This window comes from Streptomyces luteolifulvus, assembly GCF_008806595.1.
Taxonomy (GTDB): Bacteria; Actinomycetota; Actinomycetes; order Streptomycetales; family Streptomycetaceae; genus Streptomyces; species Streptomyces luteolifulvus.
The window spans coordinates 86,213-107,957 of sequence record NZ_VZRB01000023.1 but is presented as its reverse complement, the minus strand read 5'-3'; the positions used below and the strand labels follow the sequence as shown (position 1 = coordinate 107,957).

The window sequence follows — 21,745 nt, the reverse complement described above, 5'->3', positions numbered from 1 at the left end:
CGTCAGCCTTTCCTCACCCGCTGGGCCACGGCACCTGCGGCGACCGGTAGTACCCGATCCCGAGCGCGTCCCAGCGCGGCCCCTGCGCCGCGAGCCGCACCTTGTAGGCGTCCCAGTCGTGTGTGGCGGCTGGCGACCAGCCCAGCTCGGCCACACCCGGCAGCCGAGGGAAGGCCATGTAGTCGATGTCGGCGTCCGTCACGATCGTCTCGGTCCACAGCGGCGCCTCGACCCCGCGGATCGCCGCAGCGGGCGCCCCGGCGAGGTAGGTGCCCGGATCCCAGTCGTACGACCGCCTCACCTCGACCAGCCCCGCCCAGTCCTGGCCGAGGGGCGTGTCCGCGGTGTACTTCATGTCGAGGTAGATCCGGTCGGCCGGGGACAGGACGAGCCCGGTGCCGTTCCGGGCGGCCTTCACGACCCGGGCCTTCTCGTCGGCGCCGGTGTCGTCGAGACCCCAGTACTGTGCGAGGGCGCCCTCGGCCGGGTGCGCTCCGGTCAGCTGATGCCAGGCGATCACCGTCTTGCCGTACTTCGCCACGATCGGCTGGACGCGGTCCATGAAGGCCACATAGTCCTCATGGCTCGTGGAGTGCGCCTCGTCGCCGCCGATGTGGAGGGAACGGCCGGGTGTGAGGGCGGCCAGTTCGCGGATGACGTCGTCCACGAAGTCGTACGTCACCTGCTTGGGCACGCACAGGGAGCTGAAGCCGACGTCGGTGCCGGTGTAGAGCGGGGGTGCCACACCGTCGCAGTTCAGTTCGGCGTACGAGGCGAGCGCCGCGTTCGTGTGACCCGGCATGTCGATTTCGGGGACGACCTCCAGATGGCGGGAGGCGGCGTGGCGGACGATCTCCTGGTAGTCCGCCTTGGTGTAGTGGCCGCCGGCGCCGCCGCCGACCTGGGTGGAGCCGCCGTATGCGGCGAGGCGCGGCCAGGAGCCGATCGCGATGCGCCAGCCCTGGTCGTCGCTGAGGTGCAGATGCAGCTTGTTGATCTTGTAGAGGGCCAACGCGTCGATGTACCGCTTGACCTGGCCGACGGTGAAGAAGTGCCGGGAGACGTCGAGCATCGCGCCGCGGTAGGCGTAGCGGGGGGTGTCCTTGATGGTGCCGCCCGCGATCAGCCAGGGTCCGGGCTGCACGGTCTTCTTCTCGACGGCCGCCGGCAGGAGCTGGCGCAGGGTCTGTACGCCGTGGAAGAGGCCGGCCTCCTTGCGGGCGCTGATGGTGACGCCGAAGGGGCGGCTGTCGAGCCGGTAGCCCTCGTCGCCGAGGGGACCCGGGGCCAGGCGCAGCCGGATGCCGCCCGTGCCGTGCGAGGTGACCGGCAGCCGGTAGCCGGTGGAGGGCCGCAGGATGTCCGCGAGGTACTCGCCGACGCGGTGGGCCTCGCGCGAGGCGTCGACGCGGATGTGCGTGTCCGGGGTGATGCGGTACGGGGATCCGCTCGCCCGGACGGAGGCGGGGGCCGGTACGACCCTGCCCAGCGGGGTGGCCGTGGGGCCGGCCGCGGCGGGGGCCGACCCCACGGCGGAGACCGAGGCGGCCGCCACGAGCAGCAGCGTTCCTAGAAGGCGGGGCGTTCTGTGGTGCCGAGTCACATGCGCTCCCTTCAAGGGATGAGTAGGCACCACGATAGGTATAGACCACCCTTCCGCCAAGCCGATGAAACAATCTCCTCATGGCGGAAATCCTGCAGAAGGACGGCACGTGGGTCTTCGACGGCGACGCGCTGCGGCTCACACCGGGGCGCGACAAGAACATCAGTCTGTTCCGCAAGGCCTTGGGTGAACTCGTCGTCCCCCTGGGCGCGTTGGCCGGCATCTCCTTCGAGCAGGGCAAGAAGAGCGGGCGGGTGAGACTGCGGCTGCGGGACGGCGCCGACCCGCTGTTGCACGCGACCGGCGGCCGGCTCACCGAGCCGAACGATCCCTACCAGCTGATCGTCGAGTCCGACCGGTACGGCGTCGCCGAGTACTTCGTGGACGAGGTCCGGGGCGCGCTGCTCCTGGACCGGGTTCCGGCCGGCCCCGTGGACACGTACCTGCTGCCGGGCCCGTCCGTCCCGCTGTCGGCGTCCGCCGGGGACGGCACCGCGAGCTTCGACGGCGAGCAGGTCCGCCTGGAGTGGAACTGGAAGACGGAGGACGCCAAGTCCGCCGCCGGCGCCCGCGTCCTCGCGCTCACCGACATCGCCGCCGTGGAGTGGCACCCGGCGGCCGGCCTGGAGAACGGCCACCTCCGCTTCACCGTGCGCCACGCCCCGACCAAGGCGCCGCCGAAGTACGACCCCAACGCCGTCGAGCTGTGGGGCTTCAGGAAGGACCCGCTGATGGCCCTGGTCGCGGCAGCCGTGCAGGCCCGGCTCACCCACCCGGCGGCGGCCCCCACGGACGCGGACCCCTCGCGACCCGACGTCCCCCGACAGCTCACAGCCGCCACCGCCGAGGACGGCCACGACGCCCTGCTGCGTCGACTGCGCGAACTCGGGGAACTCCACCGCACGGGAGTCCTGACGGACGAGGAATTCACGATGGCCAAGCAGGCGGTCCTCAAACGAATGTGAGAACCGCCCGCACCGGCCCGCGGCCGGAGGCGGCCGATGCACCGCCCTTGATCATCGTGCGATGGGCGGGGCACATGCCCGAAATCGGGCAGGATTCTTGCGAAACAATCTTCGGTACCGCAGGATCTACCGGGTGCACGACGAACTCGTTGATCATCTGACGCGGACCACGCCCCTGAACCGGGGCGAGGCGCTGCGTGTGATCCAGGACGTGCTCGCCTACTTCGACGAGACGACCGACGAGTACGTGCGGCGCCGCCACCGTGAGCTCCAGGCCCAGGGTCTGGTCAACACGGCGATCTTCGAACGGATCGAGGCGGACCTGAAATACCGGGCGGTGGCGCCGCCGGAGCTTACGCTCAGGCAGTTGCGCCGCATGGTCTACGGCTGAGGAATACAGATATATGTGCGGAATCGTCGGATACATCGGCAAGCGTGATGTGGCTCCGCTGCTGCTCGAAGGCCTGCAGCGGCTGGAGTACCGCGGCTACGACTCCGCGGGCATAGTGATCACGTCCCCGAAGTCGACCGGCCTGAAGATGGTCAAGGCCAAGGGCCGGGTCCGCGATCTGGAGGCCAAGGTCCCGGCGCGCTTCAAGGGCACCACCGGCATCGCCCACACCCGCTGGGCCACCCACGGCGCCCCGTCCGACGTGAACGCCCACCCGCACCTCGACGCCGAGGGCAAGGTCGCCGTCGTCCACAACGGCATCATCGACAACGCCGCCGACCTGCGCCGCAAGCTGGAGGCGGACGGCGTCGAGTTCGTCTCGGAGACCGACACCGAGGTCCTCGTCCATCTGATCGCCCGCGCCCAGGCCGAGAAGCTGGAGGACAAGGTCCGCGAGACCCTGCGGGTCATCGAGGGCACGTACGGCATCGCCGTCCTGCACGCCGACTTCCCCGACCGCATCGTGGTGGCCCGCAACGGCTCCCCGGTCGTGCTCGGCATCGGCGAGAAGGAGATGTTCGTCGCCTCCGACATCGCCGCGCTGGTCGCCCACACGCGGCAGATAGTGACTCTCGACGACGGCGAGATGGCGACACTCAAGGCCGACGACTTCCGCACGTACACCACCGAGGGCACCCGTACGACGGCCGAGCCGACCACCGTGGAGTGGGAGGCGGCGTCGTACGACATGGGCGGTCACGACACCTACATGCACAAGGAGATCCACGAGCAGGCCGACGCCGTGGACCGCGTGCTGCGCGGCCGCATCGACGACCGCTTCTCCACCGTGCACCTCGGCGGCCTGAACCTGGACGCCCGCGAGGCGCGCCAGATCCGCCGGGTGAAGATCCTCGGCTGCGGCACCTCGTACCACGCGGGCATGATCGGCGCCCAGATGATCGAGGAGCTGGCCCGTATCCCCGCGGACGCCGAGCCGGCCTCCGAGTTCCGCTACCGCAACGCGGTCGTGGACCCCGACACGCTGTACGTCGCCGTCTCCCAGTCCGGTGAGACGTACGACGTGCTGGCGGCGGTCCAGGAGCTCAAGCGCAAGGGCGCCCGGGTCTTCGGCATCGTGAACGTCGTCGGCTCGGCGATCGCGCGAGAGGCGGACGCCGGGATCTACGTCCACGCCGGCCCGGAAGTGTGCGTCGTGTCGACGAAGTGCTTCACGAACACCACGGTCGCCTTCGCCCTGCTCGCGCTGCACCTGGGCCGCACCCGTGACCTGTCGGTCCGCGACGGCAAGCGGATCATCGAGGGCCTGCGGAAGCTGCCGGAGCAGATCACCGAGGTCCTGAAGCAGGAGGACCAGATCAAGCAGCTGGCCGAGCAGTACGCCGACGCCCGCTCGATGCTCTTCATCGGCCGTGTCCGGGGCTACCCGGTGGCGCGTGAGGCCTCCCTGAAGCTCAAGGAGGTCTCGTACATCCACGCGGAGGCCTATCCGGCCTCCGAGCTCAAGCACGGCCCGCTGGCCCTGATCGAGCCGGCGCTGCCGACGGTGGCGATCGTCCCGGACGACGACCTGCTGGAGAAGAACCGCGCGGCCCTGGAGGAGATCAAGGCCCGCAGCGGCCGGATCCTCGCGGTGGCCCACCAGGAGCAGGAGAAGGCCGACCAGACGATCGTCGTCCCGAAGAACGAGGACGAGCTGGACCCGATCCTCATGGGCATCCCCCTCCAACTCCTCGCCTACCACACGGCGTTGGCCCTGGGCAGGGACATCGACAAGCCGAGGAACCTGGCGAAGTCGGTAACGGTGGAGTAGTACCGGTGGAGTAGTACCGGCCGGGCAACAGAACGGACCCCCACGTGTCGCCACCAGACACGCGGGGGTCCCTTCATGCGCCGGGGCCGCCCAACACCCCGGCACCTGCTGCCGTTCAGCCGGTGGCCGTCACACCTCGGCCGGCAGCACGCCTCGGAAGCACCGTCGGCCAGTGGGCCAACGCCGCGGTCGCCGCGTACCAGGCAACCGCCCCCGCCGCCACGGCGAACCAGCCGCCCACCTTCGTGAGACTGCCGCTGGTCGCGAACTCCGCTATGGCGAGGAGCACGAGGGAGACGAAGAACAACCCGTAGGTGCCCTGCGTGAGTTGGTCCCCGCCCGCGAGGGTCAGGGAGAGGGTCACGAGAGCGAACAGCAGCAGGAACAGCCCTGCCGCATTGGCGGACATGGTGGTGCCGGCCGTGACGGCCCAGGTGAACCACAGGGCGCCGAGCACCGAGTAGGCCGTACCGGATGCCGTGTCACGGTCACGGAAGGCGAACAGGCCGGCGACGAACAGCGCGACGCCGCCAACGTAGTGGGCCAGCGAGACGGCGTCGGCAGCCGACACTCCGTCGATCACATCGGTGTGCCCGAGCCCGAATGCCAACAGGGTGATACCCAGGGCAAGTCGGCCGACCACGGTAGTGGTTCCGCTTCCCGCAGAGACGTCGTTGTCCACGGCGGGCTCCCTTCATGCATGTGCAGTTGCGCGGTGAGCCATATATGCCCTTCACAAGGGCACAAACACCTCTACGCGCGAGTAGATTTGCGTACCGCACAAGGGAGTCCGACCGCGCCGACGGCGCATCTCACCAGGGACAACGGCGAGTTACGGAATGACAACGACGGGCCGCTGCGCCCGCTTGGCGAGCCGCCCCGCGACAGAACCGAAGATCCGACCGACGATGCCGTGCGTGGAGCCGACGACGATCGCGTCCGCCTCGTACTCCCGCCCGACCTCCTCCAGTTCGTGGCAGATGTCGCCGCCGCGCTCGACGAGGATCCAGGGCACTTCGGAGAGATACTCCGCACAGGCGAGTTCGAGGCCCAGGACCTCGGTCCGGTGATCCGGCACATCGACGAAGACCGGCGGTTCGCAGCCCGCCCACACGGTGGTGGGCAGCCGGTTGGCGACATGCACGATGATCAGGCCGGAGCCGGAGCGATGGGCCATGCCGATGGCGTACGCCAGGGCGCGCTCGCTGGACGTGGAGCCGTCGAAACCGACCACGACGCCGTGCTTGAAGGCGGGGTCGCAGGAATGGCGTGGCTCTTGCGCCGCCTGGGGCTCGGACGCCGTGGGATCGGCGACGGGCCGCTTGCGGTCCGCGGGTTCGAAGAATTCGTGACCGGCCATGGCTGTCTCGGCGTTGTGATCCTTGTGTCGGGTGGGACGACAGTGGGCGACGGGAGCTGTGTCCGGGAATCATCTTCCCAACCCCATACCCCCAAGGGTACGGCGGCACGCCTCCACGGCCCAGATCCCGCGCGCACTCCGCTGGGGTTCCAGGGAGCATGCACGAGGGGACGCCCGTCACGCAATGGTTGCTGCGGTGTACAGGCGGTTTGCTCAGGATTCACTCACCTGCGCAAGCCGGGCCTCAGCCCGCGTCAGCCGGGCACCCGCCCGCGTTCCGGTGATCACGCTCCGGCACGACACCTTCCCCGCCGGAGCGGCCGGAACCGCCGCATCGCCGCGGGGCCGCCGCCATCGCCGCCGGGCCGGCCCAGGGCCGCTGTCACGGATGCGGCACCGAGTGTCACGGAGCCAAGTCTCCGCCCCCGGCGAGATACACCGGTCGCCTGACCGGTTTCCGCGCACGCAACCGCTTCTTTTCAGCCAACTTCCGAGATACGTGCATCCCCACCCCCAACCACCCTCCAACCCCCGTTCGACCTGCACGGAAAGGGCCTCGGGGGCCCTGCGCACCCTACGGGGATTGGCCACTGCGACAAGGCGCACTTCCCTGCACGGCCCACGAGTGCAACGCTTCGTGATCGAATGCTTCACGCCAAGTTGCCATGTCGACAATGTGCCGGGTGCCGAACTTGTCACCTCGGCACCGCGAGACACAGTAGATTCGATCTTGACGTCTTACGGCGGGGGACTCGTGCAGGACCGAGGGGAAACGTGCAGGAGCGACACAACCGAGGAGCCGCGACCACCGAGGGGGGCTTAGCAGTATGAGCCACGACTCCACTGCCGCGCCGGAAGCCGCGGCCCGGAAACTCTCCGGGCGACGCCGCAAGGAGATCGTCGCGGTGCTGCTGTTCAGCGGCGGCCCCATCTTCGAGAGTTCCATACCGCTGTCGGTATTCGGCATCGACCGCCAGGACGCCGGCGTGCCGCGCTACCGACTACTGGTGTGCGGCGGTGAAGAAGGCCCACTGCGGACCACAGGGGGCCTGGAACTCACCGCACCACATGGCCTGGAGGCGATCTCACGGGCAGGCACCGTCGTCGTGCCCGCCTGGCGTTCGATCACCTCCCCGCCACCGGAGGAGGCGCTCGACGCACTGCGCCGGGCCCATGAGGAAGGCGCCCGCATCGTCGGGCTGTGCACCGGCGCCTTCGTGCTCGCGGCGGCCGGCCTGCTGGACGGCCGCCCCGCGACCACCCACTGGATGTACGCGCCGACGCTGGCGAAACGCTATCCGTCGGTGCATGTGGATCCGAGAGAGCTGTTCGTCGACGACGGCGACGTCCTGACATCGGCGGGTACGGCGGCGGGGATCGACCTCTGCCTCCACATCGTGCGGACGGACCACGGCAACGAGGCGGCAGGGGCCCTGGCCCGGCGCCTGGTGGTCCCGCCGCGCCGCAGCGGCGGTCAGGAGCGCTACCTCGACAGGTCTTTACCCGAGGAGATCGGCGCCGACCCCCTCGCGGAGGTCGTCGCCTGGGCGCTGGAACACCTCCACGAGCAGTTCGACGTGGAGACGCTGGCGGCGCGGGCCTACATGAGCCGGCGCACCTTCGACCGCCGCTTCCGCTCGCTGACCGGAAGCGCGCCGCTGCAGTGGCTGATCACCCAGCGGGTGCTGCAGGCGCAGCGCCTCCTGGAGACGTCGGACTACTCGGTGGACGAGGTCGCGGGCCGCTGCGGCTTCCGCTCGCCGGTGGCGCTGCGCGGTCACTTCCGCCGCCAGCTCGGCTCGTCCCCTGCCGCCTACCGGGCCGCGTACCGCGCCCGCAGGCCGCAGGGCGACCGCCCGACGGACGATGCCGCCCCGGGCCCGGCCGGACCACCGTCCGCCCTGGGCCCGGCGGGACCACCGCCCACCCTGCACCAGGAGGGCGGCCCGCTCCCGCTGCAGACCCGCCGCACCGCGGCGGCGAGCGCACTGGGCTCGACGGCGTCGCTGTCGGAGGCGTACCTGGCGACCCGGGCGAGCCTGCCGGGGCAGCGCAGCGGCAGCTGAGGCAACGGCGACCTTGAAACGCCGGACGGGAAAGTCAGCCCGTCCGGCGTTCGAGGCTCACACCGACTCCGGGGACCTCGTGGGCGGACGTCAGCCTTAGGGTGGACGCATGAACGATCGCATGGTGTGGATCGACTGCGAGATGACCGGCCTCTCGCTGTCGGACGACGCTCTCATCGAGGTGGCCGCCCTCGTCACCGACTCCGAGCTGAACGTACTCGGCGAGGGGGTGGACATCGTCATCCGTCCGCCGGACTCGGCCCTGGAGACGATGCCGGAGGTGGTGCGTCAGATGCACACCGCGTCCGGACTGCTCGCGGAACTGCCCGGCGGCACGACGCTGGCGGACGCCGAGGAGCAGGTCCTGGCATACGTCCGCGAGCATGTGAAGGAGCCGGGCAAGGCCCCGCTGTGCGGCAACTCGGTGGGCACCGACCGCGGTTTCCTCCTCCGTGACATGCCGACGCTGGAGGACTACCTCCACTACCGGATCGTCGACGTCTCCTCGATCAAGGAGCTGGCCCGGCGCTGGTACCCGCGGACGTACTTCAACAGCCCCGAGAAGAACGGCAACCACCGCGCCCTCGCCGACATCCGCGAATCCATCGCGGAACTCCGCTACTACCGCGAGGCGATCTTCGTGGCCCAGCCGGGTCCCGACTCGGAGACGGCCCGGACCATCGCCGCCAAGCACGTCCTGCCTGCCCAGTAGCCGTCCCCAGGACCCGCGCGGGGGCGCCGCAAAACCCTGGCGCGAGCACCCCTTCGGACCCTGTACACTTTTTCTCAGCCGGTCGGGGAACCACGCGAGAACCGCCGGTCATGGTGGGTGTAGCTCAGCTGGTAGAGCACCTGGTTGTGGTCCAGGATGCCGCGGGTTCGAGTCCCGTCACTCACCCTGAGTAGTCAGCCGGTGACCTTCAGTCGGAGGTCACCGGCTGACTGCGTTCGGCCCGTCGACTGCTCCTGAACGAGCCGCCGCGAACCCGCGGCGGCCCCGCCTCACGAGGACGTGCGCTCCACCAACTCCGTGGCCAGCACCACATGTCGGCGTTCCAGTTCCCGGCTCGCCGCCGGGCGGCGGTCCGCGATCTCGGTCAGCAGGAGGTCGATCATGCTGCGGCCCATCTCCTCGATGGGCTGGCGGACGCTGGTCAGCGGCGGGTCCATATGGCGGGCGATGGCCGAGTCGTCGTAGCCGACGAGGGCCACGTCCTCGGGGATGCGGCGGCCCGCCTCGCGCAGCACCTGACGGGCACCGGCCGCCGTCACGTCCGAGCCGGCGAAGACCGCGTCCAGCGAGGGCCGGCGGGCGAGCAGCGCGGTCATCGCGCGGCGGCCGCCCTCCTCGGTGAAGTCCCCCGGTTCGACGAGCTGTTCGTCCACCGTGCGGCCCGCTTCGGTGAGCGCGTCCCGGTAGCCGTCGACGCGCCGCTGGGCACCGTAGACGTCCAGCCGTCCGGTGATGTGCGCGATCTCGCGGCGGCCGCGGGCCAGCAGGTGCTCGACGGCGGAGCGGGCGCCGCCGTAGTTGTCGGAGTCCACCGAAGCCAGGGCCTCCGTGGCCGACCTCGGGCCGCTGATCACCGCCGGGATCTCCAGCTGGGCGAGCAGATCGGGCAGCGGGTCGTCGGCGTGCACGGACACCAGCAGGACGCCGTCCACCCGGTGCGCGGCCAGGTACTGGGCGAGGCGCCGGCGTTCCTTGTCGCTGCCCGCGAAGATCAGCAGGAGCTGCATCTCCGTGTCCGACAGTTCGGCCCCGACGCCCTTGAGCATGTCGGAGAAGTACGGTTCCGCGAAGAACCGGGTCTCCGGCTCGGGTACGACGAGGGCGATCGCGTCGGTGCGGTTGGCCGCAAGGGCACGGGCCGCCGTGTTCGGGACGTAGCCCAGTTCCGCCACCGCCGCCTCGACCGCGGCGCGCGTCGCCCCGCTGACCCGGGGCGAGCCGTTGATCACCCGGGAGACCGTGCCGCGCCCGACGCCGGCGCGCGCGGCGACCTCCTCCAAGGTCGGCCGGCCCCCACTGCGGCCCCGCGCTCCGTGGCTTGCCATTGGCTCCGCCTTCCCACCTCGAACCCACCTTGGCCTGGAATCTAACAGCCCTGTCGCCGCGGCAACCGGGCCCGCCTCTGGAGGAGGCGCGCTGCTCCGGCCGCAAGGCGCCGCGCCCCGCGGCAGCTAACGGCCCGATAACTGAACACATCTCTCCGCGTTCCCACTCTTGACACCCCCGTTCCGACCCGCGACTCTTCAACACATCACTCGTGGGAGCGCTCCCACAGTACCTGACACATACACATCCCGCACGTTCCCCGCCCGAGCCGCAGCTTGAAACAACGGGCCCGACAACGCAGTTGGCCGGGGGGTCGGCACGTCAGGGCAACAGGAGGACGCAATGCGAGCACGTACCCTCCCCCACTCTCGGCTGCGCTCGAGCGGGGGGAACCCCATCGCCCGCAAAGCGCTGGTCCTCGCGGCCGTCGCGTCACTGGGCGCCGGGCTGCTGGCCGGCTGTGCCGACGACGGCGACAACGGCGACGAGGGCTCGTCGTCGGGCGGCGGCAAGGGCAAGACCACCATCACGCTGGGACTTTTCGGCACGTTCGGCTTCAAGGAGGCCGGACTCTACGCCGAGTACGAGAAGTCCCACCCGAACATCAAGATCGCCGAGAACGTCACCGAGCGGAACGAGAACTACTACCCGGCGCTCGTCAACCACCTCACCACCAACAGCGGCCTGCAGGACATCCAGGGCGTCGAAGTCGGCAACATAGCCGAGATCGTGAGCACCCAGGCGGGCAAGCTGGAGGACCTCTCCAAGGTTTCGGGCGTGAACAAGAGCAGCTTCCTGGACTGGAAGTGGGCGCAGGCCACCACGTCCGGCGGCCAGACCATCGGCCTCGGCACCGACGTCGGCCCGATGGCGATCTGCTACCGCAAGGACCTGTTCAAGGCGGCCGGTCTGCCCACCGGCCGCGAGGAGGTCGGCAAGCTGTGGGCCGGCGACTGGAACAAGTTCGTCGGCGTCGGCAAGCAGTACAAGGCCAAGGCGCCCAAGGGCACCACCTTCATGGACTCCCCCGGCGGACTGCTCAACGCCGTGCTGAGCAGTGAGAAGGAGAAGTTCTACGACTCTTCCGGCGAGGTCATCTACAAGACGAACCCGGCCGTCAGGAGCGCCTTCGACCTGACCGCGAAGGCCGCCGAGGACGGGCTGGTCGGCGCGCAGACGCAGTTCCAGCCGGCCTGGGACCAGACGATCGCCAACGTGAAGTTCGCGGCGATGGCCTGCCCGCCGTGGATGCTCGGCTACATCAAGGGCAAGTCGAAGCCGGACGCCAAGGGCCAGTGGGACGTGGCCGTCGCGCCCAAGTCCGGCAACTGGGGCGGCTCGTTCCTGACCGTGCCGAAGAGCGGCAGGCATGTGAAGGAGGCCGCGGAGCTGGCCGCCTGGCTGACCGCGCCCGAGCAGCAGGCCAAGCTGTTCGGCGTGCAGGGCAGTTTCCCGAGCGCGCAGGCCGCGTACAGCTCGGCCGAGGTGACCGGCGCGCAGAACGAGATGACCGGTGAGGCCCCCATCGGCAAGATCTTCGCGGAGGCCGCCAAGGCCAGCCCCGTCCAGGTCATCGGCCCGAAGGACCAGATCATCCAGCAGGGCCTGACGGACAACGGCGTCATCCTCGTCACCAAGGGCAAGTCGCCCGAGGAGGCCTGGAACACGGCCACCAAGACCATCGACAACAACCTGGAGAAGTGACCGGTATGGCCACCCGGCACGACACCGCCGCGCCCCCCGCGAAGGAGGGGGGCGCGGCCCCGGGCCGTCCGGCCGCCGCTGCCGTGCCCGAGGCGGACAGGCGCCGCCGGGCCCGGCTGTCCCGCCGCTGGCAGCGGGACATGCGCTGGAGCCCGTACGCGTTCGTCTCCCCGTTCTTCCTGCTCTTCCTCGCCTTCGGCCTGTTCCCGCTGATCTACACCGGCTGGGCCTCGCTGCACACGGTCGAGCTGACCGCGCCCACCGACATGGAGTGGGCCGGGCTGCGCAACTACACACGGATCTTCGACGACGACTTCTTCTGGAACGCGGCGAGGAACACGCTGACCATCGGCATCATCTCCACCGTTCCGCAGCTGCTGATGGCGATGGGGCTCGCCCACATCCTCAACTACAAGCTGCGCGCGTCGACGTTCTACCGCGTCGTGATGCTCGCGCCGTACGCGACATCGATCGCCGCCGCCTCGCTGGTCTTCGTGCTGCTCTTCGGTCGTGACTACGGCATGATCAACTGGGCGCTGGACTTCGTCGGCGTCGACGCGATCGACTGGCAGAACGACAAGTGGCCCTCGCAGCTCGCCGTGTCGTCGATCATCATCTGGCGGTGGACCGGCTACAACGCGCTGATCTACCTGGCGGCGATGCAGGCGATCCCCCAGGACCTGTACGAGTCCGCGGCGCTCGACGGCGCCAACCGCTGGCAGCAGTTCTTCCATGTGACGCTGCCCTCGCTGCGGCCGACGATCCTGTTCACGGTCGTCGTCTCGACGATCGGCGCCAGCCAGGTCTTCGGCGAGCCGCTGCTGTTCGACGCCAACAAGGGTGCGTCCGGCGGCGCGGAGCACCAGTTCCAGACGCTCGGCCTGTATCTGTACGAGCAGGGCTGGGTCAATCAGCACCTGGGCCGTGCCTCCGCGATCGCCTGGACGATGTTCCTGATCCTCATCGTGATCGGGATCGTCAACTACGTCATCTCGCGCCGGCTGCGCGCCAGTAGTTAAGGAGAACCGGCCGTGACGACGACCCTGACGAAACCCCCGGCCGACGCGGCGCCCGAACCGCCGAGGCGGTCCCGGCTGCCCAGGTCGGCCCGCGCGGGCGGCACGCTGCACGCCGGGCCCATCGCCTATCTGATCCTCGCCCTGTTCACCATCGGCTCACTGTTCCCGCTGGTGTGGACGGCGATCGCCGCCTCGCGCGACAACCAGCGGCTCGCGCAGACCCCGCCGCCGTTCTGGTTCGGCTCGAACCTCTTCGACAACCTCGATCTCGCCTGGAACGACGCCAACCTCGGCGAGGCGTTCCTCAACACCACGTTCGTGGCGGGCGTTTCGGCGGCGACCATCGTCGTTCTGTCGACGATCGCCGGGTTCGCCTTCGCCAAGCTGCGCTTCAGGGGCCGTAGCGCGCTGATGCTGATCGTGATCGGCACGATGATGGTGCCGCCGCAGCTCAGTGTGATCCCGCTGTACATGATGGTCGCCGAGCTCGACTGGTCCGACCAGCTTCAGGCGGTGATCCTGCCGTCGCTGGTCAGCGCGTTCGGGGTGTTCTTCATGCGGCAGTACCTGCTGCAGGCGCTGCCGGACGAGCTGATCGAGGCGGCCCGGGTGGACGGCGCGAGCAGCTGGCGCGTGGTGTGGCACATCGTGTTCCCGGCGGCCCGCCCCGCGATGGCGGTCCTGGGGATGCTGATGTTCGTACAGACCTGGAACGACTTCCTGTGGCCGTTCCTGGTGCTGAGCCAGAACGGCAATCCGACCGTGCAGGTCGCGGTCGCGGGACTGGGCCGCGGATACACCCCCGACCAGTCCCTGATCATGGCGGGCGCGCTGCTGGGCACGCTGCCGCTGCTGGTCGTCTTCGCGATCTTCGGCAAGCAGATCGTGGGCGGCATCATGCAGGGCGCGGTCAAGGGCTGAGCCCGCCGTTCTCCAATGGGGGCCGAGCCGGCGCCGCCTCGGCCCCTTCTCTCCCCGTCGGTCCTTCTCTCTCCGTCGTCCTTCTCTCCCCGTCGGTCCTTCTATTTCCTCCCTTTTCCGCCCTGCTGTCCTCCCCCCGATCATCGGTCTCCACGACCCCTTATGGGAGCGCTTCCATGCCTGAGTCCGCACAGCCGGTGACCCCGGTGACCTTTCCTCCCGCCTTCCTCTGGGGCGCGGCGACCTCCGCGTACCAGATCGAAGGCGCGGTGCGGGAGGACGGCCGCACCCCGTCCATCTGGGACACCTTCAGCCATACGCCGGGAAAGACGGCCGCCGGCGAGACCGGTGACATCGCTGTCGACCACTACCACCGCTACCGCGAGGACGTGGCGCTGATGGCGGAGCTGGGCCTGAGCGCCTACCGCTTCTCCGTCTCCTGGTCCCGGGTCCAGCCCACGGGCCGCGGCCCCGCCGTCCAGGTGGGACTGGACTTCTACCGCCGCCTGGTCGACGAGCTGCTCACGCACGGCATCCAGCCGGCCGTCACGCTCTACCACTGGGACCTGCCGCAGGAGCTGGAGGACGCGGGCGGGTGGCCCGAGCGGGACACGGCGTACCGCTTCGCCGAGTACGCGCAGCTCGTCGGCGAGGCGCTGGGCGACCGCGTGGAGCAGTGGATCACGCTCAACGAGCCGTGGTGCAGCGCGTTCCTGGGCTACGGCTCCGGGGTGCACGCTCCCGGCCGTACGGACCCGGCGGCGTCGCTGAGGGCGGCGCACCACCTCAACCTGGCGCATGGGCTGGGCACTTCGGCCCTGCGGTCGGTCCTGCCGGCCCGCAATGCGGTCGCGGTGAGCCTCAACTCCTCGGTGGTGAGGCCGTTTTCCCGGGATCCGGCGGACGTGGCCGCAGCCCGCAAGATCGACGACCTGGCCAACGGTGTGTTCCACGGCCCGATGCTGCACGGCGCGTACCCGGAGACGCTGTTCGCCGCGACGGAGCTGGTGACGGACTGGTCGTACGTCCAGGACCGTGATCTGGAGGCGATCCACCAGCCGCTGGACGCGCTGGGCCTCAACTACTACACACCGACGCTGGTGTCGGCGGCGGACACGGAGATCAGTGCCCCGCGCGCCGACGGTCACGGCGCCAGCGAGCACTCTCCCTGGCCGGGCGCGGACGACGTCGCCTTCCACCAGACGCCCGGCGAGCGCACCGAGATGGGCTGGACCATCGACCCGACGGGCCTGCACGAACTCATCATGCGCTACACGCGGGAGGCGCCGGGGCTGCCGCTGTACATCACGGAGAACGGCGCGGCTTACGACGACAAGCCCGACCCCGACGGCCGCGTCCACGACCCGGAACGCATCGCGTACCTCCACGGCCATCTGTCGGCGGTGCGCCGGGCCATCACGGACGGCGCGGACGTCCGGGGCTACTTCTTGTGGTCCCTGATGGACAACTTCGAGTGGTCCTACGGCTACGGCAAGCGCTTCGGCGCGGTGTACGTCGACTACGCGACACTGGCCCGCACCCCGAAGTCGAGCGCGCGGTGGTACGGGGAGGCGGCGCGGACGGGGGCGTTGCCCGGGCCCGAGGGGGTGTAGCCGGGGCGGGGCGCGGCGCGCGGAGGGGAGGTGCCGCGCCTCACGGTTCGCAGGGCACGCTCAGAGACACGCTCAGAGACTGTCCGATGACGCGAGCCACTGGGTCGGCTGCCCGGTGACCGAGACGATCGTCTCGAAGTCGCTGTCGTAGTGCAGCACGGTCAGGCCCTGGAGTTCCGCCGTCGCAGCGACGAGCAGATCCACGGCACCTGCGGAACGGTGCCGTCCCTTCTCGGTGAGTTCCCGTTGCACGTCCCATGCGCGTGTCAGGGCCCGGTCGTGCAGGGGGTCCAGCCGAACAGCGCGTCCAGGTCCTGGACCAGGGCGGCCCTGTCCTCTGCGCTCTTCGCTCCCCGAACGCCCGTCAGGGGTTCCGGACGCGCAGGCAAACGGAAGGAGGCGCACAGCAGGGTTCGCTGTGCGCCTCCTGGGCAGCCGCCGGGAGGCGGCCGGTGACCGGCCGAGGGGGTGGCCGGGGTTCTACTTGAAGGCCGCGAAGGCCTTGGAGAACGCCTGCGGCTCCTGAACGATGGAGCTGCAGGTGGCGTCCGCGGAGTTCTTCGCGCCGCCGGGGCACTGCTTGTCACGGGTGCCGGACCACATCGACAGCCAGCCCAGACCCTTCGCCTTCGCGAAGTCCACCAGCTGGGAGGCGTCGTCCACCTTGAAGATCTCGGACACGACGTCGTTGACACCGATCATCGGCGTGACGGCGACCGCCTTCCAGGCGGCACTGTCGGACAGGCCGAGAACACTCTTCACCTGAGCCTGGGTGGCGGTGGCCGCCTGCACGGCGTAGGTGCCCATGTCGCCGCTGTACGCCGGTCCGTAGTCCATCGCCATGATGTTGACGGTGTCGGTCTTCACGCCGTTGGACTTGGCGTTGGCGAGCAGGTTCACCCCGTCCTGGGTCAGGCCCTCGGGCATGACGGGGAGGGTGAAGGAGACGTCCAGACCGGGGTGCTGCTTCTGCAGCTTGGCGATGGCCTGGGCGCGGCGGGTGTTGGCGGCCGTGTTCGGCAGCGCGCCGCCCTCGACGTCGAAGTCGACCTTGGTGAGCTTGTAGGCGTCCACCACCTTGCCGTACGCCGCCGCCAGCGCGTCCGCGGACGAGCACGTCGTCGCCAGCTCGGAGCCGGCGGCCCCGCCGAAGGAGACGCGCACATCGCCGCCCTTGGCGCGCAGCGCGCCTATCTGCGAGGCCACGCCGTCGTTCCCGAGGTCGCTGACGCCGCCCCACTTCGGGGTGCAGCCGCCGCCGTCGGTGATGAAGGCGAGGTTGTAGTTCTTCACGCCGGTGGCCTGGGCGGCCCCGAGCAGGTCGAAGGCCGGGTAGAGGGAGGTGTCCACGTACGGGGCGAAGCCGGCGGTGGCGGGGGTGCCGCTGCCGGTGCTCTCCGAGGGGGAGGCGGTGGGGGTCGGGGTCTTCGTCGGGGTCGGGGTCTTGGTGGGGGCCGGGGTCTTCGTGGGGGTCGCCGTCGGGCTCGGGGACTGGGTCGGACGGCCGGTCGGCTCGGGGGTGGGGCCGCTGTCCGCGGAGCACTTCGCGTCGTCGATGAGACAGCCGCTCGGGTCGCCGGTGCCGTTCACGACGAAGCCGACGGTGACCGACTTGCCGGGCGCGAGGCCCTCGGTCTCCCACTTCGCGGGCTTCACGGTGACATGCCGCCCGCTGACGCTCGACTCCGCGTTCCACAGGGAGCTGAGCTTCGACCCGGAGGGCAGGTCGAACTCCAGCGTCCAGCCCTTCTTGGCCGCACCGCTGTTGTTCGTGACGACGTACTGAGCGGTGTAGCCGGTCGACCATTCGCTGGTCCTGGTGTACGCGGCGCCGACGCCGGCCGCCTGCGCGGTCCCGGTGAGCAGGACGGCGCCGCCGCCCACGACGGCCGCGGCCACCAGGCCGCCGATCGCCTTGTTCCTGCCACTGATCTTGCGCCGGTGCGTGCTCATCGCGTGCCTGCCTTCGCTGCTCACGGGGGTGGGGTGCGACAGCACGCTAGCGACCCGGAATCGGGCAAAGTTCCTGATCCGGACGGGCGTTGGGGATCTTAGGGTGCGCTTAAGGAAGGGATCGGGAGCGGTTAAAGGTAGAGACCAATCTACCGCGGCGGCGGCGCCGCACGGCCCCGCGATGCCCTCGCCGGACCGGTTCCCTGCCGTCCAGCTGGATCCAGATCCGCACCTCGGTCCCGCCGAGCACGGACGACCCGATGCGTACGTCCCCGCCGGTCCCCTCCGCGAGCCGGCGCACGATGTCCAGGCCGAGCCCGGTCGAGCCGTCGCTGCCGGAGCCCCGCCCTCGCGCCATGGCCGCCTCGGGGTCCGGGATGCCCGGCCCCGCGTCCGACACCAGCACGATCACCGCGTCCTCGCCGTTGTGCACGTCGACCGCGAAGGCCGTGCCCTCCGAGGTGTGCCGGAAGACATTGCCGAGCAGCGCGTCCAGGGCGGCCGCCAGATCCGCGCGGGCCACGGGTATGCGCACCGGCCGGTCCGCCCCGGCCACCCGCCACTTGCGGCCCTCGTCCTCCGCGAGCGCGGACCAGAACCCCATCCGCTCCCGGACCACTTCGGCCGCGTCGCATCCGGCGCCCGGACCGGCGGCCGCGGTCTGCGGCTTGGCGTCCCGGGCCGTACGGATGATCGTGTCGACCTCGCGCTCCAGCTGGGCGACCGCCGCTCGCGTCTGGTCGGCGGCGGGTCCGTCGCCGAGCGAGGCCGCGTTCAGCCGCAGCACGGTCAGCGGGGTGCGCAGCCGGTGGGACAGATCGGCCGCCAGCTCCCGTTCGTTCGCGAGCAGTTGGACGACCTGGTCGGCCATGGAGTTGAACGCCACGGCCGCGAGCCGCAGTTCGTTCGGCCCCTCCTCCGGGACCCGGGCGCCCAGCTTCCCTTCCCCCAGCTCATGGGCGCCCTCGACAAGGCGCTGCGCGGGCTGGACCATCCGCACGCCCAGCCGGTCGGCGACGGCGACCGAGCCGACGACGAGCGCGGCCCCGACCAGGGCCAGCACCGCCCAGGCCGTGCCGACGCCGTTGCTGACGTCGGACTCGGGGACGTACACCTCGACGACGGCTATCTCCCCGGAGCTCAGCGCGACCGGCTGGAGCAGTGTGGAGCCGCCCGACACCGCTGTGGTGGAGGCGCGGCCCAGCTTCCGCACGGTCGCGATGTCCTCGTCGGCGGCACGCTGCCGCCCCAGGTCGACGGCCGCCGCGCCGTCGCCGGCCGGGATGTGCACGGCCATCCCCGCGTCGGAGCCAGCGGAGGCCACGACCCGCTCCAGCTGGTCGCGTTCGGTGGTGATGGACAGCGCCGGGGCGACGGCGGCGGCCTCCCGCTCGGCGTTGGAGAACGCGCGGTCGCGGGCCATCTCCCGGATGACCAGTCCGAGGGGGACCGCGAAGGCGACCACCACCATCGTGGTGACCGCCAGACAGACCCTGACCAGTGCCCATCTCATCGCGACGGCTCCCCTCCGGGCGGTTCCAGCTTCACGCCGACACCGCGCAGCGTGTGCAGATAGCGCGGCGCCGCGGCCGTCTCGCCCAGCTTCCGCCGCAGCCACGACAGATGGACGTCGATGGTCTGGTCGTCGCCGTACGCCTGCTGCCACACCTCGGCGAGCAGTTCCTTGCGCGGTACGACGACACCCGGCCGGCCGGCCAGGAACGCGAGCAGGTCGAACTCACGACGGGTGAGGTCCAGCCGTACGCCGTCCAGTTCGGCCTGGCGGCGCAGCGGGTCGATGGTCAGGCCGCCGACACGGATGACGTTGGACGGCGGGACGTCACCGGCGGCGGCGCGGGACCGCCGCAGGACGGCGGCCATCCGGGCCGAGAGGTGCTCGACGGAGAACGGCTTGGTGAGGTAGTCGTCCGCGCCGGCGTTCAACAGCCGGACGATTTCCGTCTCGTCGTCCCGCGCAGTGGCGATGATCACAGGGACGTCCGTGATCCCGCGCAGCATCTTCAGGGCCTCGGAGCCGTCCAGATCGGGCAGTCCGAGGTCCAGGATCACGACGTCGAAGGGGAAGTGGGCGACCTCGCGCAGCGCCTCAAGTGCCGTACCGACGCTGCGCACCGTGTGTGCGGCGTCGGTCAGATGCCGGATGAGCGCCGAGCGTACGAACTGGTCGTCCTCGACCACGAGCACACTTGCCATGCGCCGCACCGTACGCCATGCGGAAGAAGCGGACCCGAGCCTGTGGATAACTCCGACCATGTGCGCCCCGTGGGACGCGTGAGGCAGTATGGCCGCGATGCGCAGAGGACTCGTACACGTACTGGCTTGGTCGCTCGCCACGGGCGCGGCGGTCACGCTGTCGTGGTGGGGCGTCCATACGGTGATGGCGGGCACGGCGTACGACCCGCCGCGCGCCCTGCCGATCACGGCTGCCGGGGCGACCACGCAGGAGTCGAAGCCGCTGGCGTCGTCGACGAACCGGCCGTCCCCGTCGAGGAGTCCGTCGCGCAGGAAGGGCGATCCGTCCACGAAGCCCGCTCCGACGCCCTCGCGGACCGCCGCCGACCCTTCCCCGACCGCCTCGGGCCAGGTCAAGAGCTATGACACCGACGGCGGCCGGGTGGTCTTCGACCTGGACAGGACGTACGCGACGCTCGTGTCGGCGACACCGGGACCGGGCTGGTCGATGCAGGTCTGGAAGACGGAGTCGTGGATCCGGGTGGAGTTCTCCTCCGGCGCGGAGCGGGTGTCGGTGTTCTGCACCTGGCACGACGGACCGCCGCGGGTGGAGGTGGGCACGTACTGACGCCCACCGGGCCGGGCCGTCCTACCGGAACACGGAGGGCGGCGGGGCCGGGGAGGCCACCGCCGCCGCGTCCGTCACCGCCGAGGCTCCTCCGGTGAAGTCGACGAGGGTCCTGCCGTGTTCCACCCGGCCGGGGTGCGGGTCGGTGGCGGCGCGGCGGGTGAGTTCGGCGACCGGGAGCGGGTGGTCGGAGGCGACCAGGACCGCGTTGCCGAAGCGTTTGCCGCGCAGCACGGCCGGGTCGGCGACCAGCGCGAGTTCGGGGAAGCGGGCGGCGGCGGTGGCGATCTGGCCGCGCAGATGGGCCAGCGGCGGCCCGTCGGCGAGGTTGGCGGCGTAGGTCCCGCCGGGCTTCAGCACCCTGCGGATCTCGTCGAGGAACTCGGTCGAGGTGAGATGGGCGGGCGTACGGGCCCCGCTGAACACATCGGTGATGACGAGGTCGGCCCAGCCGTCGGAGACCTTGGCGAGCCCGTCCCGCGCGTCCGCCGACCGTACCCGTATCCGGGCTTTCGCCTCCAACGGCAGCTCCCTGCGGACCAGTTGGACGAGTGCGGCGTCCCGTTCGACGACCTGCTGGGTGGAGCGGGGCCGGGTGGCGGCGACATACCGTGCCAGGGTCAGCGCGCCGCCGCCGAGGTGCACGGCGTGCACGGGCCTGCCGGCCGGGGCGGCAAGGTCGATCACATGCCCGAGGCGGCGCTGGTACTCGAAGGAGAGGTACGCCGGGTCGTCGAGATCGACGTGCGACTGCGGCGCCCCGTCGATCAGCAGCGTCCAGGCCCGCGCCCGGTCCCGGTCGGGTATCAGCTCGGCGAGCCCACCGTCGACGGCCTCGACGACGGCTTCCGCGGCCCCGCCGCCGCGCCCGGGCTTCCTGGACTTTCCCACTGGCCCATTATCAGGGCGTACGGGCAGGTCGGCCCATCGGGCTCCGGCGAGGTCACCGGCAGTTGTCGGCCGCCTCGATCAGCCGCGCCGCCTCGTCCAGCGCCGCCCGCAGCACCGCCGGATCGGTCGCGAGGTCCGCGTCCCCGGGCGGCAGCAGCCAGTCCGAGCCCTCCACCGGCGGCTCGGGGTTCCGGCTCAGCCCCTGGCCCTCGGTCTCCGTGCAGACGCTGCCCGGCACGTCCCAGGCCGCGGCGGTTCCCGGCGGCACCACGAAGCCGAGAGTGCCGCCCCCGTCGAGCAGCACGGGCCCCACCGCCTCACCCACGCCGCGCCGCAGGATGTCGACCGCCTCCAGCCCCTGCCGCGCCGGCACCGTGACGACATCGCAGGCGACCGCCTGGCACGACGGTGCGCTGTGCGGCGTACCGGGATCGATGCTCTGCCCGGTCTCCATCCCGGCCTCCACCACAGAACGCCTCCTCGGACGAGCGGGTCGGGAGTCGGGTGGCTCCCGGTCCACGGAGTCCAACGCGTCCGGGCGTCAACGG

At 70.5% G+C, this 21,745-nt stretch carries 19 protein-coding genes, 1 tRNA gene and 1 pseudogene; 11 read left to right on the top strand and 10 right to left on the bottom strand.

Annotation, left to right across the window (positions count from 1 at the left end):
* Nucleotides 1–13: 13 nt before the first annotated feature.
* Nucleotides 14–1,603, bottom strand: a complete 1,590-nt coding sequence (locus F7R91_RS28510) for a beta-N-acetylhexosaminidase (RefSeq protein WP_150952982.1) — start codon at nt 1,601–1,603, stop codon at nt 14–16.
* An 80-nt stretch (nt 1,604–1,683) separates the two neighbouring features.
* Between F7R91_RS28510 and F7R91_RS28505 the strand changes: the two genes are divergently transcribed.
* The 3 genes from F7R91_RS28505 to glmS all read left to right on the top strand — a co-directional run bounded on the left by F7R91_RS28505 (nt 1,684) and on the right by glmS (nt 4,790).
* Nucleotides 1,684–2,568, top strand: coding sequence for a DUF4429 domain-containing protein (locus F7R91_RS28505; RefSeq protein ID WP_150952979.1), 885 nt, complete (start codon nt 1,684–1,686; stop codon nt 2,566–2,568).
* A 133-nt stretch (nt 2,569–2,701) separates the two neighbouring features.
* Nucleotides 2,702–2,959, top strand: coding sequence for a hypothetical protein (locus F7R91_RS28500; protein ID WP_150953075.1), 258 nt, complete (start codon nt 2,702–2,704; stop codon nt 2,957–2,959).
* Nucleotides 2,960–2,972: 13 nt separating this feature from the next.
* Nucleotides 2,973–4,790, top strand: coding sequence for a glutamine--fructose-6-phosphate transaminase (isomerizing) (gene glmS / locus F7R91_RS28495; RefSeq protein WP_150952976.1), 1,818 nt, complete (start codon nt 2,973–2,975; stop codon nt 4,788–4,790).
* Between the two features lie 115 nt (nt 4,791–4,905).
* Here glmS and F7R91_RS28490 read toward each other — a convergent pair whose 3' ends face one another.
* Entirely contained in the window at nt 4,906–5,472 is a 567-nt protein-coding gene (locus F7R91_RS28490) for a GPR1/FUN34/YaaH family transporter (RefSeq protein WP_150952973.1), read from the bottom strand.
* A 150-nt stretch (nt 5,473–5,622) separates the two neighbouring features.
* Nucleotides 5,623–6,150: a universal stress protein gene (locus tag F7R91_RS28485; RefSeq protein ID WP_150952969.1), complete on the bottom strand. Its 528-nt coding sequence runs from the start codon at nt 6,148–6,150 to the stop codon at nt 5,623–5,625.
* A gap of 827 nt (nt 6,151–6,977) precedes the next feature.
* On the opposite strand from F7R91_RS28485, the gene F7R91_RS28480 reads away from it, so the two are divergent.
* The 3 genes from F7R91_RS28480 to F7R91_RS28470 all read left to right on the top strand — a co-directional run bounded on the left by F7R91_RS28480 (nt 6,978) and on the right by F7R91_RS28470 (nt 9,114).
* A complete protein-coding gene (locus F7R91_RS28480; protein WP_150952966.1) occupies nt 6,978–8,216 on the top strand; it encodes a helix-turn-helix domain-containing protein in 1,239 nt (412 codons plus the stop codon).
* A 109-nt stretch (nt 8,217–8,325) separates the two neighbouring features.
* Nucleotides 8,326–8,928 (top strand): oligoribonuclease, encoded by a 603-nt coding sequence (gene orn, locus F7R91_RS28475; protein ID WP_150952963.1) that lies wholly within the window; start codon nt 8,326–8,328, stop codon nt 8,926–8,928.
* 113 nt (nt 8,929–9,041) lie between these two features.
* A tRNA-His gene (locus tag F7R91_RS28470) sits at nt 9,042–9,114 on the top strand.
* Between the two features lie 104 nt (nt 9,115–9,218).
* Here F7R91_RS28470 and F7R91_RS28465 read toward each other — a convergent pair.
* Nucleotides 9,219–10,274: a LacI family DNA-binding transcriptional regulator gene (locus F7R91_RS28465; protein ID WP_150952960.1), complete on the bottom strand. Its 1,056-nt coding sequence runs from the start codon at nt 10,272–10,274 to the stop codon at nt 9,219–9,221.
* A 343-nt stretch (nt 10,275–10,617) separates the two neighbouring features.
* Here F7R91_RS28465 and F7R91_RS28460 point away from each other — a divergent pair, with 343 nt between their 5' ends.
* The 4 genes from F7R91_RS28460 to F7R91_RS28445 all read left to right on the top strand — a co-directional run bounded on the left by F7R91_RS28460 (nt 10,618) and on the right by F7R91_RS28445 (nt 15,532).
* Nucleotides 10,618–11,979, top strand: coding sequence for an ABC transporter substrate-binding protein (locus tag F7R91_RS28460; RefSeq protein ID WP_150952958.1), 1,362 nt, complete (start codon nt 10,618–10,620; stop codon nt 11,977–11,979).
* Between the two features lie 5 nt (nt 11,980–11,984).
* Complete coding sequence (locus F7R91_RS28455) at nt 11,985–12,998, top strand: carbohydrate ABC transporter permease (protein ID WP_150953072.1); 1,014 nt, start codon at nt 11,985–11,987, stop codon at nt 12,996–12,998.
* 12 nt (nt 12,999–13,010) lie between these two features.
* Nucleotides 13,011–13,919 (top strand): carbohydrate ABC transporter permease, encoded by a 909-nt coding sequence (locus F7R91_RS28450; protein ID WP_150952955.1) that lies wholly within the window; start codon nt 13,011–13,013, stop codon nt 13,917–13,919.
* A 176-nt stretch (nt 13,920–14,095) separates the two neighbouring features.
* Entirely contained in the window at nt 14,096–15,532 is a 1,437-nt protein-coding gene (locus F7R91_RS28445) for a GH1 family beta-glucosidase (RefSeq protein ID WP_150952952.1), read from the top strand.
* 72 nt (nt 15,533–15,604) lie between these two features.
* On the opposite strand, the pseudogene F7R91_RS28440 reads toward F7R91_RS28445, so the two are convergent.
* The 4 genes and pseudogenes from F7R91_RS28440 to F7R91_RS28425 all read right to left on the bottom strand — a co-directional run.
* Nucleotides 15,605–15,882: pseudogene (locus F7R91_RS28440) on the bottom strand (PIN domain-containing protein); the annotation flags it as partial.
* 130 nt (nt 15,883–16,012) lie between these two features.
* A complete protein-coding gene (locus tag F7R91_RS28435; RefSeq protein ID WP_150952948.1) occupies nt 16,013–17,485 on the bottom strand; it encodes a glycoside hydrolase family 18 protein in 1,473 nt (490 codons plus the stop codon).
* A 109-nt stretch (nt 17,486–17,594) separates the two neighbouring features.
* Nucleotides 17,595–18,998, bottom strand: coding sequence for a sensor histidine kinase (locus tag F7R91_RS28430; RefSeq protein ID WP_150952945.1), 1,404 nt, complete (start codon nt 18,996–18,998; stop codon nt 17,595–17,597).
* On the bottom strand, nt 18,995–19,699 hold the full coding sequence (locus F7R91_RS28425; protein ID WP_150952943.1) for a response regulator transcription factor: 705 nt from the start codon (nt 19,697–19,699) through the stop codon (nt 18,995–18,997). Before F7R91_RS28425 ends, F7R91_RS28430 begins: the two co-directional genes overlap by 4 nt.
* Before the next feature lie 97 nt (nt 19,700–19,796).
* Between F7R91_RS28425 and F7R91_RS28420 the strand changes: the two genes are divergently transcribed.
* Nucleotides 19,797–20,306, top strand: a complete 510-nt coding sequence (locus F7R91_RS28420) for a hypothetical protein (RefSeq protein ID WP_150952941.1) — start codon at nt 19,797–19,799, stop codon at nt 20,304–20,306.
* Between the two features lie 21 nt (nt 20,307–20,327).
* Here F7R91_RS28420 and F7R91_RS28415 read toward each other — a convergent pair whose 3' ends face one another.
* Nucleotides 20,328–21,197, bottom strand: a complete 870-nt coding sequence (locus tag F7R91_RS28415) for a spermidine synthase (RefSeq protein ID WP_150952939.1) — start codon at nt 21,195–21,197, stop codon at nt 20,328–20,330.
* 52 nt (nt 21,198–21,249) lie between these two features.
* Nucleotides 21,250–21,666, bottom strand: coding sequence for a hypothetical protein (locus tag F7R91_RS28410; protein WP_408056069.1), 417 nt, complete (start codon nt 21,664–21,666; stop codon nt 21,250–21,252).
* Between the last annotated feature and the right edge of the window lie 79 nt (nt 21,667–21,745).